This window comes from Stenotrophomonas sp. KH_029 (assembly GCF_057839765.1).
The window spans coordinates 2,668,762-2,684,948 of sequence record NZ_CM174498.1; the positions used below are offsets into that span (position 1 = coordinate 2,668,762).

Annotated in this window: 16 protein-coding genes; 8 read left to right on the forward strand and 8 right to left on the reverse strand. The window is 68.6% G+C overall.

Annotated features, from left to right (window positions below):
* Positions 1-6: 6 nt before the first annotated feature.
* Complete coding sequence (locus AC3ITM_RS12095) at positions 7-870, reverse strand: DUF3298 and DUF4163 domain-containing protein (RefSeq protein ID WP_228886857.1); 864 nt, start codon at positions 868-870, stop codon at positions 7-9.
* A 63-nt stretch (positions 871-933) separates the two neighbouring features.
* Positions 934-1,248, reverse strand: coding sequence for a GNAT family N-acetyltransferase (locus AC3ITM_RS12100; RefSeq protein WP_228886856.1), 315 nt, complete (start codon positions 1,246-1,248; stop codon positions 934-936).
* A 303-nt stretch (positions 1,249-1,551) separates the two neighbouring features.
* Between AC3ITM_RS12100 and AC3ITM_RS12105 the strand changes: the two genes are divergently transcribed.
* On the forward strand, positions 1,552-1,728 hold the full coding sequence (locus AC3ITM_RS12105; RefSeq protein ID WP_228886855.1) for a hypothetical protein: 177 nt from the start codon (positions 1,552-1,554) through the stop codon (positions 1,726-1,728).
* A gap of 107 nt (positions 1,729-1,835) precedes the next feature.
* On the opposite strand, the gene AC3ITM_RS12110 is transcribed toward AC3ITM_RS12105, so the two are convergent.
* A complete protein-coding gene (locus AC3ITM_RS12110; RefSeq protein ID WP_228886854.1) occupies positions 1,836-2,459 on the reverse strand; it encodes a rhomboid family intramembrane serine protease in 624 nt (207 codons plus the stop codon).
* An 8-nt stretch (positions 2,460-2,467) separates the two neighbouring features.
* Positions 2,468-4,030 (reverse strand): POT-type proton-dependent oligopeptide transporter, encoded by a 1,563-nt coding sequence (locus AC3ITM_RS12115; RefSeq protein WP_489265286.1) that lies wholly within the window; start codon positions 4,028-4,030, stop codon positions 2,468-2,470.
* A gap of 168 nt (positions 4,031-4,198) precedes the next feature.
* Here AC3ITM_RS12115 and AC3ITM_RS12120 point away from each other — a divergent pair, with 168 nt between their 5' ends.
* Positions 4,199-5,056 (forward strand): endonuclease/exonuclease/phosphatase family protein, encoded by an 858-nt coding sequence (locus tag AC3ITM_RS12120; RefSeq protein WP_489265288.1) that lies wholly within the window; start codon positions 4,199-4,201, stop codon positions 5,054-5,056.
* A gap of 82 nt (positions 5,057-5,138) precedes the next feature.
* On the opposite strand, the gene AC3ITM_RS12125 is transcribed toward AC3ITM_RS12120, so the two are convergent.
* Positions 5,139-5,750: a superoxide dismutase gene (locus tag AC3ITM_RS12125; protein ID WP_489265290.1), complete on the reverse strand. Its 612-nt coding sequence runs from the start codon at positions 5,748-5,750 to the stop codon at positions 5,139-5,141.
* A 236-nt stretch (positions 5,751-5,986) separates the two neighbouring features.
* Here AC3ITM_RS12125 and AC3ITM_RS12130 point away from each other — a divergent pair, with 236 nt between their 5' ends.
* Together AC3ITM_RS12130 and AC3ITM_RS12135 are read left to right on the forward strand one after the other, a co-directional pair.
* Complete coding sequence (locus tag AC3ITM_RS12130) at positions 5,987-6,436, forward strand: guanyl-specific ribonuclease (RefSeq protein WP_489265291.1); 450 nt, start codon at positions 5,987-5,989, stop codon at positions 6,434-6,436.
* Complete coding sequence (locus AC3ITM_RS12135) at positions 6,433-6,867, forward strand: barstar family protein (RefSeq protein WP_489265292.1); 435 nt, start codon at positions 6,433-6,435, stop codon at positions 6,865-6,867. Before AC3ITM_RS12130 ends, AC3ITM_RS12135 begins: the two co-directional genes overlap by 4 nt.
* 243 nt (positions 6,868-7,110) lie before the next feature.
* Here the strand turns inward: AC3ITM_RS12135 and AC3ITM_RS12140 are convergent, their stop codons facing one another.
* Positions 7,111-8,826, reverse strand: a complete 1,716-nt coding sequence (locus AC3ITM_RS12140) for a hypothetical protein (protein WP_489265294.1) — start codon at positions 8,824-8,826, stop codon at positions 7,111-7,113.
* Positions 8,827-8,835: 9 nt separating this feature from the next.
* The gene (locus tag AC3ITM_RS12145; protein WP_489265295.1) at positions 8,836-9,435 is read right to left on the reverse strand and encodes an NfuA family Fe-S biogenesis protein; all 600 of its coding nucleotides are present in this window, start codon (positions 9,433-9,435) and stop codon (positions 8,836-8,838) included.
* A gap of 102 nt (positions 9,436-9,537) precedes the next feature.
* Here AC3ITM_RS12145 and AC3ITM_RS12150 point away from each other — a divergent pair, with 102 nt between their 5' ends.
* From AC3ITM_RS12150 to zupT, 3 genes are all read left to right on the forward strand, one after another.
* Positions 9,538-9,879, forward strand: a complete 342-nt coding sequence (locus tag AC3ITM_RS12150) for a 4a-hydroxytetrahydrobiopterin dehydratase (protein ID WP_489265297.1) — start codon at positions 9,538-9,540, stop codon at positions 9,877-9,879.
* A gap of 5 nt (positions 9,880-9,884) precedes the next feature.
* Positions 9,885-10,301: an energy transducer TonB gene (locus AC3ITM_RS12155; protein ID WP_489265298.1), complete on the forward strand. Its 417-nt coding sequence runs from the start codon at positions 9,885-9,887 to the stop codon at positions 10,299-10,301.
* A 92-nt stretch (positions 10,302-10,393) separates the two neighbouring features.
* The gene (gene zupT / locus AC3ITM_RS12160) at positions 10,394-11,203 is read left to right on the forward strand and encodes a zinc transporter ZupT (RefSeq protein WP_228886844.1); all 810 of its coding nucleotides are present in this window, start codon (positions 10,394-10,396) and stop codon (positions 11,201-11,203) included.
* Between the two features lie 125 nt (positions 11,204-11,328).
* On the opposite strand, the gene AC3ITM_RS12165 is transcribed toward zupT, so the two are convergent.
* The gene (locus tag AC3ITM_RS12165; RefSeq protein WP_429000393.1) at positions 11,329-12,306 is read right to left on the reverse strand and encodes an RluA family pseudouridine synthase; all 978 of its coding nucleotides are present in this window, start codon (positions 12,304-12,306) and stop codon (positions 11,329-11,331) included.
* 408 nt (positions 12,307-12,714) lie between these two features.
* Here AC3ITM_RS12165 and AC3ITM_RS12170 point away from each other — a divergent pair, with 408 nt between their 5' ends.
* Complete coding sequence (locus AC3ITM_RS12170; protein ID WP_489265300.1) at positions 12,715-16,170, forward strand: Rne/Rng family ribonuclease; 3,456 nt, start codon at positions 12,715-12,717, stop codon at positions 16,168-16,170.
* Positions 16,171-16,187 lie beyond the last annotated feature (17 nt).

A 16,187-nucleotide genomic window follows, 5' to 3' on the forward strand; every position in this document is an offset into this window, starting at 1 on the left:
CCCCGCTCAACCGGCGGCGAACAGGCCTGCGTACGGCGCACCGACATGCGGTGCCAGCACGCTGGCCGGAACATCCACGGTCTGGGTGCCATCGGAGTACGGCCCTACCTGGTAGGGCGGAAACACGAAGCGCACCGCGCTGATCTTGCCGTCGGCCCCGGTCAGCGGCTGGAACTGGCGGAAGTTGTCGGCGCTGGGCTCGGTGCCGTCGGCAATCATCCGGCTGGCACTGCGCAGCGATTCCTGCAGCTGGCCCGGGTCCATGTCTTCGCTGCTCAGGCGGGTGGCCACGCGCTCGCGCAGCTGGTCGGCCACGTAGTCGCTGACCGCCTTCCAGCCCTTGGCATCGGCCACCAGCTTGTCGGCGGTGAGCATCTGCTGCTGCTCGGGCAGCCAGACGAAGCGGGCCACCAGCGGCTCGCCGTGGGCGCCGCCGGTGTAGCGGCTGCCGTCGGCGCTGACCACTACCAGCTGCGGGGTTTCCAGCACCTTCTCAAAGCTCAGCGACAGCTCGTAGGGCATGGTCGGCTTGTCGTTGCCCAACCCGTCCACGGCCTGCTGCAGTTCGCCGCGGGCACTGCCGGCGTAGTCGGACAAGGCCTTGGCCAGGCCGGGGTAACGCGCGATGTCGGCCGGGTAGCTGATCCCGACCACGGCCTGCGGCGAGGTCTCGATCACATCGCGCAGTTCGACCGGCGCGCTGGTCGCGGCCGGGGTTTCGATGGTGCCCGGCTGCGTTGCGGCGGTGCCTTCGGCCGGCGCCGGCGCGGTGCTGTCGGCGTCACGCTTGCAGCCGGCCACCAGCACCAGGCCCACGGCCAGTGCCAACGCGCTGGCGCGCAGCGCGCGACGGTTTACTACGTTGTTCATTGCAATCCCCTTGTGGATATCCAGCATCTTGATCTCTCGTCCCTGAAGCAGGACCGGCCGCGGTCAGCCCGCCAGCAGGTCGTCGTATTCCTCATGCCGCTGCATGAAGGCTTCGGCGTAGGCACACGCCGGCACCACTTTGAATTTGTGTTCGCGCGCGTAGCGCAGGGCCACCTTGGTCAGCTCCCCGGCAATGCCCCGGCCGGCGATCGGCTCGGGCACTTCGGTGTGGGTGATGACCATGTGCTTGCGTCGGCGGCGGACCTGGATCTGGTAGTCCAACAGCGCCAGATGCCCCTGGACCCGGGCCTGGAACCGGTGGTTGGCAAGATCATGCTCCACCTCGTAAGCCAATCCGGGCGGGGTGACCGAAGCCATGGGCGGTGTCTCCTGCGGCGACTGACGCGATAGTGCGCAGCGTAGCGCCATGATCGTGTGAAGTCTGAACAGGGGCAAGCTTGGACGCACAGCGTCACATCCGGCCGCAACCCCGACCGGCAGGCCTGCTGCCACCCCGCACCGACACGCACCCGGCCATGGCCGCGCCGGTGCGAAGACGCCGGTTGGGGCGCGGCTAAAGTCTGATCCGCTCAAGCCGATATCGGTTACGGACAGGGCGCGAAAGCTGGCACGGCTTTTGCGATACCTGATTGACCGATCGCGCTCTACAAGGAGGTCCTGATGGACAATGCACTCACCTCCCCCGCCCCCGGCGATGCCGACAGCTCGCTGCTGGAAGGCCTGTTCCAGCTGGCCGTGAACGGCCAGACCCAGGGCTGGGAATTCGACCAGATCGACAACGAGGTCTATGCCCGCCTGCTCAGCGCCTACGGCACCGACAGCAAGAAGCCCGCATAGGCGGCCAGCGGCGCCACGGCAGACAGGTCACGGCCAACGGCCGTGACCTACCAGATCCCCGGCAGCGGTGGCAGGTACCGACCGTTGGTCGGTACGCCACCACCGGCTCAGCCCAGCGGGCGGAAGCTCGGGTTGCCAAGTTCACGCAGGAAGTGGGCAAAGATGCTCGGCTGCATGGCCAGCATGAAGATCACCCCGAACGCGGCACCGGCCAGGTGCGCGCTGTGGTTGATGCGGTCACCGCCCTTGCGGTCCATCCAGATGCTGTAGCCCACGTAGAACACCGCGTAGATGATCGCCGGTGCCGGGATGAAGAACACGAAGATCACGCTCCACGGGCTGAGCAGGATGAAGGCGAACAACACCGCCGACACCGCACCCGACGCGCCCAGGCTGAGGTAGTTCGGGTTCTTCTGGTTCTTCAGGTAGCTGGGCAGGATCGACACCACCAGCGCCCCCAGGTAGAACGCCGGATAGGTCAGGTAGCTGCCGGTCAGCTGCAGCATCACCTTCTCGATCTGGCCGCCGAAGAAGAACAGCGTGATCATGTTGAAGGCCAGATGCGCCAGGTCGGCGTGGATGAAGCCGTAGGTGATCAGCCGGTCGTACTGGCGATGGCGGTCCAGCGCCGGCGGCCACAGGATCAGGCGGTCGCCGAGCTTGCGGTTGTTGAATGCCATCCACGACACCAGGACGGTGATGGCGATCAGCAGCAGATTGACGGGGGTCATGGCGGGGCTCAGGCGGTGCGGTAGTTGTCGACCATACGATAGCGCTTGGCATACCAACCAAAGGCCAACGCCGCCAGGAACGCGAAGCCGGCGAAGAAGAACATCAGGAACGCGGCCTCGCTCAGGCCGGTACTGGCGATGTTGTGGGTCACCGTGTCGTTGCGCACCGCCGCGTTGGACAGCAGCACCCACAGGTTGCCGATGGTGGTGGTCAGGTTCCAGAAGCTCATCACCACGCCCTTCATCGCCTGCGGTGCCTGGCTGTAGGCGAACTCCAGGCCGGTGGCCGAGACCAGCACCTCACCGAAGGTGAGCAGCGCGTACGGCAGCATCTGCCAGAAGATGGACATGACGTTGCCGCCGTCCATCATCACCTGGATGCCGCCGACCACGATCCAGGCCAGGCCGCTGAAGGCGATGCCGGCGGTCATGCGGCGCAGCGCGGTGGGCTCGAAGCCGAAGCGGCGCAGGGCCGGGTACAGCACCAGGTTGTTGAACGGGATCAGGATCATCACCAGCAGCGGGTTCAGCGCCTGCATCTGCGAGGCGGTGAACCACGACGGCATGGCCATCTGCTGGCCCTGCAGCACCCAGGTGGAGGCCTTCTGGTCGAACAACGAGAAGAACGGGGTGGTCAGCGCGAAAATCACCAGCACCCGCAGCACCGAGCGCACGCCCTCGACCGCTTCGGCCGGGTGCACCGCGCGGGCCCGGTCGAGCTGGATCCAGGTACCGCCGCCCACGCCGGCCAATACCAGCACCAGCGCGATGCACAGGCAGATCACGATACCCAGGCTGCCCACCAGGCCCAGCGAGGCCACCGCCAGCACGGCGCCGGCGATGGCCAGGGTGCGGCCGGGACGGCCCTTGCCCGGCAGCTGCGCCGACAGCGCGGTGCGCACTACGTTGCCGAACGAATGCGGGTCCTTGGGCGGCAGCGGCACCAGCACGTAACGCTTGCGGCCCAACCAGAACACGAAGGTGGCCACGAACATCAGGATGCCCGGGATGCCGAAGGCCCACTGCGGGCCCAGGTTCTTCAACGCCAGCGGGATCAGCAGCGAGGCGAACAGCGAGCCGAAGTTGATGATCCAGTAGAAGGCGTCGAAGACGATCTTGGCCAGGTGCTTGTTGCCCTGGTCGAACTGGTCGCCCATGAACGAAGCCACCAGCGGCTTGATGCCGCCGGCGCCCAGCGCGATCAGGCCCAGGCCGAGGAAGAAGCCCTGGCGGCTGTCCTCGAACAGCGCCAGGCAGGCGTGGCCGGCGCAGTAGATCAGGCTGAACCACAGGATGGTGTGGTACTTGCCGAAGAACTTGTCGGCCAGCCAGCCACCGAGCAGCGGGAAGAAGTACACGCCGATCATGAAGCTGTGCATGATGTCCTTGGCCTCGCCCGCCCGGCCCTCGGCGGTGATCTCCTGCAGCAACAGCGAGGTGATCAGGAACTGCACCAGGATGTTGCGCATCCCGTAAAAGCTGAACCGCTCGCAGGCCTCATTGCCGATGATGTACGGAATCTGGCGCGGCATCTTTCCCTTGCCTGCGCTGGCGGCGGCGATCGTGCTCATCCTGTGGGGTTGTCCTGCAAATACGGAAGGCGGCAAGGGTACCGGAAGCGGCTACCCCAGCGCACGCTGCACAGCTGCGTGACAGCGCGCCCCCGGCATGGCAGGCAGACATGGCCGATCGCGTCGGAAGTCACGAAGCGTCCACGGACAAAGCGTAAACTTATCGTTATGCGCATCCTCTGGACTGCTGTCACCGAACGTCGGCCGGGTTGGCTGCTGCTGTTGCTGCTGGCCGCCCCCGGCGCGCCGGCGCAGCCGCACCCGGCCGAGCCGCAGCCGCGCCTGTTGACGGTAGCCACCCTGGAACTGCCCAGCCAGGACGAAGCGCAGTGGCAACAGCAGCGCGACCAGGTGCTGCAGCTGCTGCAGGGCCTGCAGCCGGATGTGATCGCGGTACAGCGGGTGTTGCAGACCCAGGGCCGTAACCCGGCCTGCTGGCTGGCCACGCGGCTGCGCTACAGCTGCGATTTCGTCACCGCCGACCCGCCCAGCCAGGCACTGCGCCATGGCAGCGCGATGCTGACCCGGCTGCCGGTCAGCGAGGACGGGGTGACCCTGCTGCACCCGCCGGGCCTGTACAGCGCGGCCGGGATGCTGCGGGTCAAGCTGCGCGAAGAGCTGGTCAACATCTATGTGGCGCGGCTGCGCCCGGAACAGGACCAGGCGCAGGTGCGCCAGCACCAGACCAGCGACCTGATGACCTGGATCGGCGCCACCGCCGAGGGCCTGCCGTCGCTGATCGCCGGGGATTTCGCCGCCGACACCGCCGAACTGGTGCGCAGCTCGCCCGGCTTCCAGCCGGCACGCAAGAACCCGGGCGAACGCGTCGACCCGCCCTCGGCAGCGGGCAGCGCGCGCGGCCACGGGCTGGACGTGCTGTTCCAGGTCAAGCATTTCGACGGGATCGGCCAGCAGGCACTGCGGCTGCCGCCCGGCGAAGGCGGCGAGGCCGGCGCCGGCGCGCTGCGGCTGGGGGTGATGGCCACCCTGCGGCTGCAGTCGGCACTGCCGGCCAGCGCGCCCTGAGCGCACGGCGCCAACGAACGCCAAAACCAGAACGGCCAGGCATCGCTGCCTGGCCGTCTTCATCGGTCCCTGGCGGGATCGATCAGGCGATCGCTTCCTGGTAACGACGCTCGACTTCGTTCCAGTCGACCACGTTGAAGAACGCGCCGATGTATTCCGGGCGACGGTTCTGGTACTTCAGGTAATAGGCGTGTTCCCACACGTCCAGCGCCAGGATCGGGGTGTTGCCGTCCATCAGCGGGCTGTCCTGGTTGGCGCTGCTTTCCACCACCACCTTCTTGTCCGGGGTGACGCTCAGCCAGGCCCAGCCGCTGCCGAAGCGGGTCAGCGCGGCCTTGGTGAAGGCTTTCTTGAACTTTTCCAGGCCGCCGAGCTGGGCGTCGATCGCCTTGGCGACTTCACCAACCGGGGCACCGCCGCCGTTGGGCGACATCACCGTCCAGAACAGGCTGTGGTTGGCGTGGCCGCCACCGTTGTTGCGCACCGGGCCCTGCAGGTTTTCCGGCAGCGACTTGGTCTTCTTCACCAGCTCTTCGATCGGCAGGTCGGCGAACTCGGTGCCTTCCAGGGCCGCGTTGACGTTGTTGATGTAGGTCTGGTGGTGCTTGGTGTGGTGGATTTCCATCGTGGCCGCGTCGATATGCGGCTCGAGCGCGTCATAGGCGTAGGACAGCTTGGGCAGGGTGTAGGCCATGTGGTTCTCCTGGTAGCTCACTCACCCGGCGAAGACCGGGCGTTGCGCTGTGGATGATGGGGATGGTCGCCAAGCATACCAAGGGCGATGTAAAGGAAAACTGGTGGCGCCGCTGCATCGATGTGACATCGCGATAACCGCCCACGGCGGCCAAGCCGGCGTTCGGCTGCGCCTCATCGCCGCGTGTCGCAATCGCAGTAGAGTAGTGGCCACCCTCCGCTGCCCTGCCCCCACCCATGCGCAAGCCCCTGCTGTTGTTGGTCGCCATCGTGCTGCTGGTCGGCGGGCTGGCCGCGGCCAAACTATTGCAGCGCCCACCGGCGCCGCAGTTCGCCCCGTCGCTGACCCAGCCGGCCGCCGCCGAACCGGCCCGCGCCAGTCCGGCGCACGACCCGTTGCCGGCCTTCCTGCCGGCCCAGGCGCGGCAGACCATCGCCCTGATCCAGCGCGGCGGCCCGTTCCCGCACCGCCAGGACGGCAGCGTGTTCGGCAACCGCGAACAACGCCTGCCGCCGCGCCCGCGCGGCTATTACCACGAGTACACGGTGGACACCCCCGGGGCCGGCAACCGCGGCGCACGCCGCATCGTCACCGGCGGCACCCCGCCGACCGGCTGGTTCTATACCGACGACCACTACGAGACCTTCCGCAGTTTCGATGTTCCACCGGCCGGGAGCTGGCAATGAACCATGATGGATTCGAGATGGGCCTGCACGACATCAACAATGCCGGCGTGTATGCGATCGGCAACGACGATGTGGGGCCGCTGTCGGCGGCGATGCGCGACGCCGGCCTGCGCGTGGTGCAGATCGACCTGGACGGTTGCCGGGACAAGCGCACGCTGCTGATGCGGATCGCCACGCGGCTGGATTTTCCGTCCGGCTTCGGCGGCAACTGGGATGCGCTGACCGACAGCCTGCGCGACCTGGCCTGGCTGCCGGCCAACGGCTATGCGCTGTTCTTCACCGACGCCGACGCGCTACGCGCCCAGGCGGCCGCCGATTTCGACACCCTGCTGGACGTGCTCGACGAAGCCAGCGGCTTCTGGAGCGAAAGCAACGTACCGTTCTGGGCGTTCGTGGCGTTGCAGGATGCCGATGTGGACGTGGACCGGTAGCCCCACGCCGGATCAGGCACACCCCACACCAGGTAGAGCCACGCCATGCGTGGCTGCTCTCCGGCCCGGCGTCATCGCAGCTGCCAGCCACGCATGGCGTGGCTCTACCGGCGCAACATCCCCACACGCTCTGCAAGCCCCGTAACGCATCCATCAGGAGCCCCCTTGTTGTTCAAGGGGGCGCGCCAACGGCGCGGGGATAAGCTGGAATGCGCGGACAACGGCAGCCGCTGAGGCGCAGCCTCAGCGGCTGCCGTTGTCTTCCTGCAGCTCTTTCTTGAACGGGATATCCGGCGGCGGCCGCGCCACGGCCGGCTGGTCCTGCATGTTCGGGTTGGTCAGGCCGCAGCCGCCGCCGAACTGCAGCATCGACACCACGCAGGAAATCTTGCTGTTGGTTCCGGGAATGGGAATTTCCACGGCCTTGATGCCCTTGCGCACCCATTCGGCCAGCAACGATTCGTTCGGCGCCCAGTACTTGTCCAGCGAGGTGGGCGTGTAGTTGTACGGCGGGCGTTTGAGCCAGGTGCCGGACTGGGCGATGCGCTCCTTGGTCCAGCCGTCCTTGTCGCCGCCGGGCGCGCCGCGTTCGCCGGCGCCCTTGCCGTCCTGGCTGGGCACGCGCGCGCTGCCGTCGGCATTGAACAGGCTTCCGCCGCGGTTGCCGATGGCCGCGACCGCGCGGCCATTGAGGTCGGCATCCTGCGGATGGTTGGCCGCGCCCCAGTCGTCGCCGCGGGTCGGCGTGGCCCAGTTGCCCGGGTCGGCGGCGGGCTTGGCCGCAGGCGCAGGCGCACTGCTGCGCGCCGCCGCCGGTGCAGTGGACGAGGTCGCGGTCGGGCTGGGCGTGCTGGCACTGGCGGTCGCGGGCACCGGGCTCGGCGGTGCCGGGCGCGTGGTGGCATTGGGCACGCTGCGCTCGCGCACGGACAACTCCGGCGTGCGCCCGGGCACCACGATCTCCCGCTGCGGCACGGCGGCCACCGCCACCGTGGCCGCTGGCGCCGGCTGGATCTGGCGTTCGCGCACCTGCAGCTCGCGTTGCGGCAGGCGTGCCTCCACCTGCGGGCCGGGCACGGGCACGGTCGGGGCGGGCGCGTTGGGCACGCTGACCTCGCGCTCGCGCACGGCCAGTTCCGGGCTGCGCAGCGCCGGGGCCAGCGGGCGCAGGGCCGGTACGGCCGCAACCGGCGCCGGCGCCTGCACCAGCGGGATGCTGCGTTCGCGCACCGCGATGTCCTGCGGCTGGCGCGGCACCACGCGCACTTCGGTGCGCGCCACGCTGGTGGGCGGCACCACGAAATCGGTCGTGGCCTGCGCCACCTCGGTGGCCTGCACCGGCTGTTCCACCGCTGGGGTGACCTCACTGGGCGGGGCCGGCTGCGGCTCGCTGGCGGTCGGTTCGGACGGCAGTTGTGGCGCCGATGCCGATGCGGTCGGCGTGGACGCCGGCGCCGCGCCGGTGTCAGCGGTGGCGGTGGCGGTCGCGGCAGCAGCGGCAGGTTCGCCACCGCCCTGCTCCTGCAGGGTGCCGCGGCCGACCAGCGACACTTCGATGCGTTCGCCTTCGCCGCCCTGTTCCGGTTCAGCCGGCGGGCGCACCAGGGCCACCCACAACAGCAACACCGCAAACAGCACGTGCAGCAACAAGCTGATACCGGCCGAACTCCATCGCATCCAGCGCTGGTCGCGCGGCGCCGGTTCCCAGCCCTGCCAGAGCAGGCGGCGCAGGGCCTGTACCGACCCCAGCGACGGCAGTCGGCCGGGCGGGCCCGGCAACGGGCGCCCGATCAGCACGGCGATTACCTCGCCGGCGCGGAACGGTCGCGGCAACGGGGTCAGCGCGCGCAGCCACAGGCCCCACCCATAGGGCAGGCCGGTGGTTTTCTCAAGGATGCGGTTGTCCGGCTGGCGTGCCAGCAGCCAATCGAGGATCTCGTCAGCCCGGCGCAATGGCACGCAGCGCGATCAGGCGGCCGTGCCGCGCGGGATGTACGGTGCGTGCCCACTGTCGTGGTCGGTCGCATCGCGCACGGCGGTGATGCCCGGCACACGGCCCATCAAGGTCTTCTCGATGCCCTGCTTGAGCGTGACATCGGCCATGCCGCAACCCTGGCAACCGCCACCGAAGCGCAGCAGCACCACGCCGTCGGCGGAGACTTCCTGTACCGCCACCTTGCCGCCATGGGAGGCCAGCTGCGGGTTCACTTCGTTCTCCACCACCCAGCGCACCCGTTCGATCAGCGAATCGGACTGGCCGGGGGCTTCGCCCTTGATCTTCGGTGCCTTGATGGTGAGCTGCTGGCTGCCGGCGGCGTTGCTGACGATGTCGATCTCGGCCCCATCCAGCCAGCCCACGCTGGGGGCATCGACAAACAGGGTGAAGCCGTCGCAGTCCACCGCCCACTCATCGCCCAGCAACTGGCTCGGCTCGGCGAACTCCAGGCGGGCATCGGCGCGCGGGGTGCCGGGGTCGACCGCGCTCAGGCGCACGCCCATGCCGGGCACGGCCTCACGCTCGATCAGCTTGCGGAAATAGGTCTGGGCAGTGTCGGATATCTGGATCATCGGGCTATTCTAGCGGCTTACATGTTATGCGCTCATTCGGCTTATACACCGGGCGGCGCATCGTTCAGGCATCCCGCAACAACATTGGAGTGGAGGATTTTCATGGCCGACTCGATTCCGCTGGCACAGGCGCACTGCGTGCCGCGCAAGGGCAGCGACCACAAGCTGGGCCAGGCCCGGGTGGCCGAACTGCTGGCGCAGGTCCCGGGCTGGGAGCTGGCCGAGCAGGGCCAGGCGCTGACCCGCACCTTCCGCTTCAAGGACTACCATCGAACCATGGCGTTCGTGAACGCCCTGGCCTGGGTGGCCCACCGCGAGGACCACCACCCGGACCTGGGGGTGCATTACGACCGCGCGGTGGTGCGCTTTTCCACCCACGACGTGGGCGGGCTGAGCGAAAACGACTTCATCTGTGCAGCCAGGGCTTCGGCCCTGACGGAGTGATTCCCATGAAACTGCAGACCCTTGTGTTGTCCAGCATCGCCCTGACCGCCCTGGCCGGCTGCAACCAGCCGGCCGCGCCGGAAGCCCCGGTAGCCGCGCCGACCGAGGTGGCCGCGGTCAAGACCCCGCCACCGCAGTACCCGATCGAACTGGCCTGCCAGGGCATCGGCGGCACCAGCACCTTCAAGGTGGTGATCGCCAGCGACGGCGCGCCGGCCCAGGTCAACCTGGTGACCGGCAGCGGCAACATCCAGCTCGACGAACTGGCCAGCAAGGCGGTGAAGGGCTGGCAGTTCAAGGCCGCCACCCGCGCCGGGCAGACGGTATCGACCACCATCCAGGTGCCGGTCAGCTTCAATCCGCCGCAACCCAAGCCCGATGAGTGCTTTGCCGTGGAAGAGCGGTTGCGCCGGGGCGGTTGATTGCCCCCCCTGATCGAGGTCAGCCTTCGCCACGCCTCCCGTCGCGCGCCTCCACCGGGGCGCGCCGTACTTGAACAAGGATGCCGTGGCGCATGTTGGAAATCTCTTCTGAAAACGTCTGGATCGCACTGGGCGTAACCCTGGCCGCCGGCCTGGCCACCGGCCTGGGCAGCCTGATGGTGCTGTTCTCGCGCCGCCCCAACCCGCGCCTGCTGGCGTTCGGGCTGGCCTTTGCCGGTGGCGCGATGGTGTTCGTGTCGCTGACCGAGATCCTCAACAAGGCGATCGACTCGTTCACCCAGGCCTATGACGCGCGCCTGGGCTTTGCCTACGGCACCGCCGCGTTCCTGGCCGGGGTGCTGCTGATCGTGGTGATCGACCACCTCATTCCCAATCCGCACGAGAGCCTGGACAAGCAGGACCCGTTGTTCCGCGACAACAACAAGGCCTATATCCGGCGGGTGGGCCTGCTGACCGCCATTGCGATCACCGCGCACAACTTCCCCGAGGGCCTGGCCACCTTCTTTGCCACCCTGGAAAGCCCGGCGGTGGGCATGCCGCTGGCGTTCGCCATCGCCATCCACAACATCCCCGAAGGCATCGCCATCGCGGTGCCGGTGTACTTCGCCACGCAGAACAAGTGGTATGCCTTCGGCGCCAGCCTGTTGTCCGGGCTGGCCGAGCCGGTGGGCGCGGCGATCGGCTACTTCGCGCTGTCGGGCATGCTCAACCACGCCACCTTCGGCTGGGTGTTCGGGCTGATTTCCGGGGTGATGGTGTTCCTGGCCCTGGACGAGCTGCTGCCGGCGGCCAAACGCTACGCCAAGGGCCACGAAACCGTGTACGGCCTGGTGGCCGGCATGGGCAGCCTGGCGATCAGCCTGGTGTTGTTCAAATGGTGAGGCTGGCCCGTGTGGGCGGGAAGCGGTAGGGCATGACCGTTGGTCATGCCGGCCTGGGGTGATTGGCGTGGGCGCGTACCGACCAACGGTCGGTACCTACCCCGTCGATGCGGCCTACGCCGGCACTATTTCAACCGGTTCAACACCTCCACCAGCTCATCGGCCAGCGGCGCGTTGATCAGGTACGGGGTCTTGCCCGCGTCCAGCGCGAACTCCAGCGAGGCGGCGTGCAGGAACAGGCGCTTGAGACCGATCTGCTCGCGCAGCCGCTTGTTGACGTCCGCATCGCCGTACTTGTCGTCCCCGGCCACCGGATGGCCCAGGTGCTGGGCGTGTACGCGGATCTGGTGGGTGCGGCCGGTCTCGATGCGCACCTCGCAGTACGAATGCCCGCCCTTGCGCTCCAATACGCTGAAGTGGCTGATCGACTCCTTGCCGATCGGGTTGACCTGGACGTGGCGCTCGCCGCCCTGGCGCAGGCCCACGTGCAGCGGCGCGTCCACGGTCATGGTGCCGTCGGGCATGCGCCCCACCAGCAGGGTCAGGTAGCGCTTGCGGATGCCGGCGCCGTGGTCTTCACGCAGCAGCGCCTGCAGTTCGCTCAGGGCCGAGCGCTTCTTGGCCACGATCAGCAGGCCGGAGGTGTCCCGGTCCAGCCGGTGCACCAGTTCCAGGGTCTTGCCCGGGCGCAGCGCGCGCAGGGTCTCGATCGCGCCGAAGCTGATCCCGCTGCCGCCGTGGCTGGCCACGCCGGACGGCTTGTTCAGCGCCAGCAGCCGATCGTCCTCGAACACGATGGCATCTTCCAGACGTTTCATGAACGAAGGCGGCGGCCCGGCCTTGTCTCCTTCTTCAGTGAGACGAACCGGCGGGACCCGTACTTCGTCGCCGCCTTCGAGCTTGCGCTCGGCCTTGGCACGGCCGCCGTTGACCCGGACCTGCCCGCTCCGCACCAGTTTGTAGATCAGGCTGCGCGGTGCACCCTTGAGCTGGCCGAGCAGGAAGTTGTCCAGGCGTTGCCCGGCGCGGTCGGCCGGGACAGTGATGATACGTACGCTGGTCATGGCTTCAGCGGCTTTGGGGGTGGGCTCGGTAACGGTCATTGGCCTTTTATTCTGTTACACTCGGCGGGCGAGATAAGGGATTGATTTCGTTGGAAGTTGCTCTGGGCCAGAAGCCCGACTTCCCGCGATTCCGGCACAGTGCTGCAGCCACCGCCCCCGGGGCGGCCATGTTAGCGGCTCACCGGCGGTCCCGGCCATCGCCGGATGCCTGACAAGCATTTGTGCTGAAAAACATGTCCCTGTGGCGCTCCAGCCTGGCTGACAGCTGCCTCCGGCCCCGTAACACCCAAACCAAAACACAAAGAAGCGCTCCCGCGGCCTGCCGTGGTGTTGTAGCGCTGGAAACCCAAGCCGTCCTCCCCGCGCCTGCGCGATGGGCGTCGAAGCGTGACCAGAAGCGAAACCCCATGGCGTTCCGCGCGGTAGCAGCGCGCGAGGAACGCAAGTATGAAGCGAATGCTGATCAACGCCACGCAGGCCGAAGAGCTGCGGGTAGCCATCGTGGATGGCCAGACGCTGTACGACATCGACATCGAACAGCCGTCCAAGGAACAGAAAAAGTCGAACATCTACAAGGGCCGCATCACCCGCCTTGAGCCGTCGCTGGAAGCAGCCTTCGTCGAGTACGGTGGCGAGCGCCATGGCTTCCTGCCGCTGAAGGAAATCTCCCGCGATTACTTCCAGGCCGGGGTCGACCACAACAAGGCCGGCATCCGCGAGCTGTTGCGCGAGGGCCAGGAAGTGGTGGTCCAGGTGGACAAGGAAGAGCGTGGCAACAAGGGCGCGGCCCTGACCACGTTCATCTCGCTGGCCGGCCGCTACATGGTGCTGATGCCCAACTCGCCGACCGCCGGCGGCGTCTCGCGCCGGATCGAGGGCGAAGACCGCGCCGCGCTGAAGGAAGCGCTGGACAAGCTGAACATCCCCGACGACATGGGCGTGATCATCCGCACCGCCGGCGTCGGCCGCGATGCCGAAGAACTGCAGTGGGACCTGGACTACCTGCTGCAGGTGTGGAAGTCGATCGCCGAAGCGGCGCTGACCAAGCCGGCTCCGTTCCTGATCTACCAGGAATCGCGCCTGATCGTGCGCGCCCTGCGCGACTACCTGCGCGCCGACGTCGGCGAGATCCTGGTGGACACCGAGGAGCTGTACGAGACCGCCCGCGAGTTCATGCAGCAGGTGATGCCGCAGACCCTGCGCAAGCTCAAGCATTACAAGGACGACATCCCGCTGTTCAACCGCTTCCAGATCGAATCGCAGATCGAAGGCGCGTATGAGCGCAACGTGCGCCTGCCGTCGGGCGGTTCGATCGTGGTCGACCAGACCGAAGCGCTGACCGCCGTGGACGTCAACTCCTCGCGCGCCACCAAGGGCAGCGACATCGAGGACACCGCGTTCCAGACCAACCTGGAAGCGGCCGAAGAAGTGGCCCGCCAGCTGCGCCTGCGCGACCTGGGCGGCCTGGTGGTGATCGATTTCATCGACATGGCCTCCAACAAGCACCAGCGCGAAGTCGAAAACCGCCTGCAGAACGCGCTCAAGTACGACCGTGCACGCGTGCAGCTGGGCCGCATCTCGCGCTTTGGCCTGATGGAAATGAGCCGCCAGCGCCTGCGACCGAGCCTGGGCGAATCCAGCCAGATCATCTGCCCGCGTTGCGATGGCCATGGCCGCATGCGCAGCGTGGAGTCGCTGTCGCTGGCCATCATCCGCGTGGCCGAAGAGCATGCGATGAAGGAAAACACCGGGCAGGTACTGGTCCAGGCCCCGGTCGAGATCGCCAACTACCTGCTCAACGAAAAGCGCGGCGCGCTGCGGGAAATCGAACAGCGCCATGACGCGCCGATCGTGATCGTGGCCGACGAGCAGCTGCATACCCCGCACTACGAAGTCACGCGCCTGCGCGACAACGAGCTGGGCGAGGACAGCGGCAAGCCGAGCTACCAGCGCGGCACCCCGCGCAAGCTGCCGGTGCACGCCCTGACCAAGGCCCAGCTGAACATCCCGGTGGCCCCGGCGGTGACCCAGGTCAAGCACAGCCAGCCGGCCCCGGTGCGCGAAGCGCCCGAACCGGAAACCGCACCGGCGCCGGTCGCCCCTGCCCCGGTGGCCGCACCGGCGGCAACCGGCGTGGTCGGTTGGCTCAAGCGCATCTTCAGTGGCGAACCGGCTCCGGCCGCCGCCCCGCAGGCGGGCAATCGCCCGGCCCAGGACGGCAACCGCAACAACCGCAACAAGGACCGCAACAAGGACCGTAACGGTCGCCGCGACGAGCGCGGTGAGCGCAACGGCAACGGCGGCGGCCAGCAGGCCCAGGGCCGTGGCAAGGACCAGCGCGGTGAACGTGGCGAGCGTGGTGGCGAGCGCGGCGGCAAGAACGAGCGTCGCGACGAGCGCCGCCAGGACACCGCCGCCGCTCCGGCCAACGGCAATGCCGCGCAGGTGCAGGCGCCCGGCCAGGGCAAGCCGCGCAACGAGCAGCAGCCGGCCAAGCCGCGCAATGAACAGCAGCAGCCCAAGCTGAAGCAGAAGCAGCCCCGGCCGCCGCAGGGCGAGGCCGACAAGGCCGTGGCCGGTGAACGCCCGGCCCGCCAGCCGCAGGCCGACGCCGCCAAGCCGGTGCAGGCCGCTGCAACGCCGGCCGATGCCGCCGTGCTGGCCGCTGCCGCACTGACCGTCAGCGATGCGCTGGATGGCACCGAGCGCCCGGCCGATACCGCCGCGCAGGCCGAGCAGGCCGGCGCAGCGACCCAAGCCGACGCAGGCGATGCGCTGGATCACGGCGATGCGCCGGCCAATGGCGACGATGCCAATGGCGAAGGCGCCTCGCGCCGTCGTCGCGGCCGTCGCGGTGGCCGTCGTCGTCGTCGTGGCAATGGCGAGCAGGCAGCGGGCAGCGATGGGCTCAATGGCGACGACAACGGTCTGGATGACGACGGCGACGACCAGGACGGCGATCTGGACGGTGGCAACACCGCCGCCTTCGAGCGCCAGGCCGCCGACAACGGCCAGCCGCAGCCGGAGTTCGAGTTCGATGACGAAGCCGGCAGTGCGCCGGCCGCCGCACCGGTCCAGGCTCCGCGCCCGGCCCCGACGGTCGCCGCCGTCGCCGCTGCCGCACCGGCAGCGGTGGTCAGCAGCCCGGTGGTGAACGCCGCCCCGGCCGAGCCGAGCCCGGCCCCGGTGGCTGAAGCGGCGGCCGAAAAGGCCCCGGCCTCCTACACCGACCGCGTCCCGTTCGTGGAAAGCCCGACCCCGGCCCCGGCCCGGGTGGAAGCCACCGCGCCGGTCGCTGCCGTCCAGGCCCCGCGCCCGGCTGCGGCCGCTGCCCCGGTGGTGGAACCGGCACCGGCTCCGGTCGCCCCGGTTGCCGCCGAACCGGCTGCCGTGGTGACCCCGGTCGCCGTGGCCCCGGTGGTGACGCCGGCCGCGCCGGTGGCCACTGCCCCGGTGGCGGTGGAGCCGGTGGCGCAGACCCCGGCCGTGGCCGCTGCCCCGGAGCCGACCCCGGCCCCGGTGGTTGTGCCCGCCCCGGTGATGGAAGCGGCGCCGGTCGTCGCTGCTGCCCCGGCGGTGGAAGCCGCCCCGGTCGCAGCCCCGACCGTCGTTGAAGCCGCCCCGGTACAGGCCCCGCGCCCAGTGCAGACCAGCATGCTCGATGCCGTGGTCGCTGCCCGGGCCCAGCCCGAAGCGGCCGCCCCGGCGCCGGTGGCACGCGCCGAAGCGGTCGACACCGCCCCGGTCGCGCGCAGCGGCCAGCTGTTCGGCAACGCCGCCGGTCAGGCCGTGGCCGGCAACGACGCTGCCGATCCGGCCGCGCCGGCCGACACCAGCGATGAAGCCTCCACCGACGTGGTGCAGGCCGAGCCGCAGGATCCGGAAAAGCACGACAAGGGCTGATACCGGCCAGGCGTCAC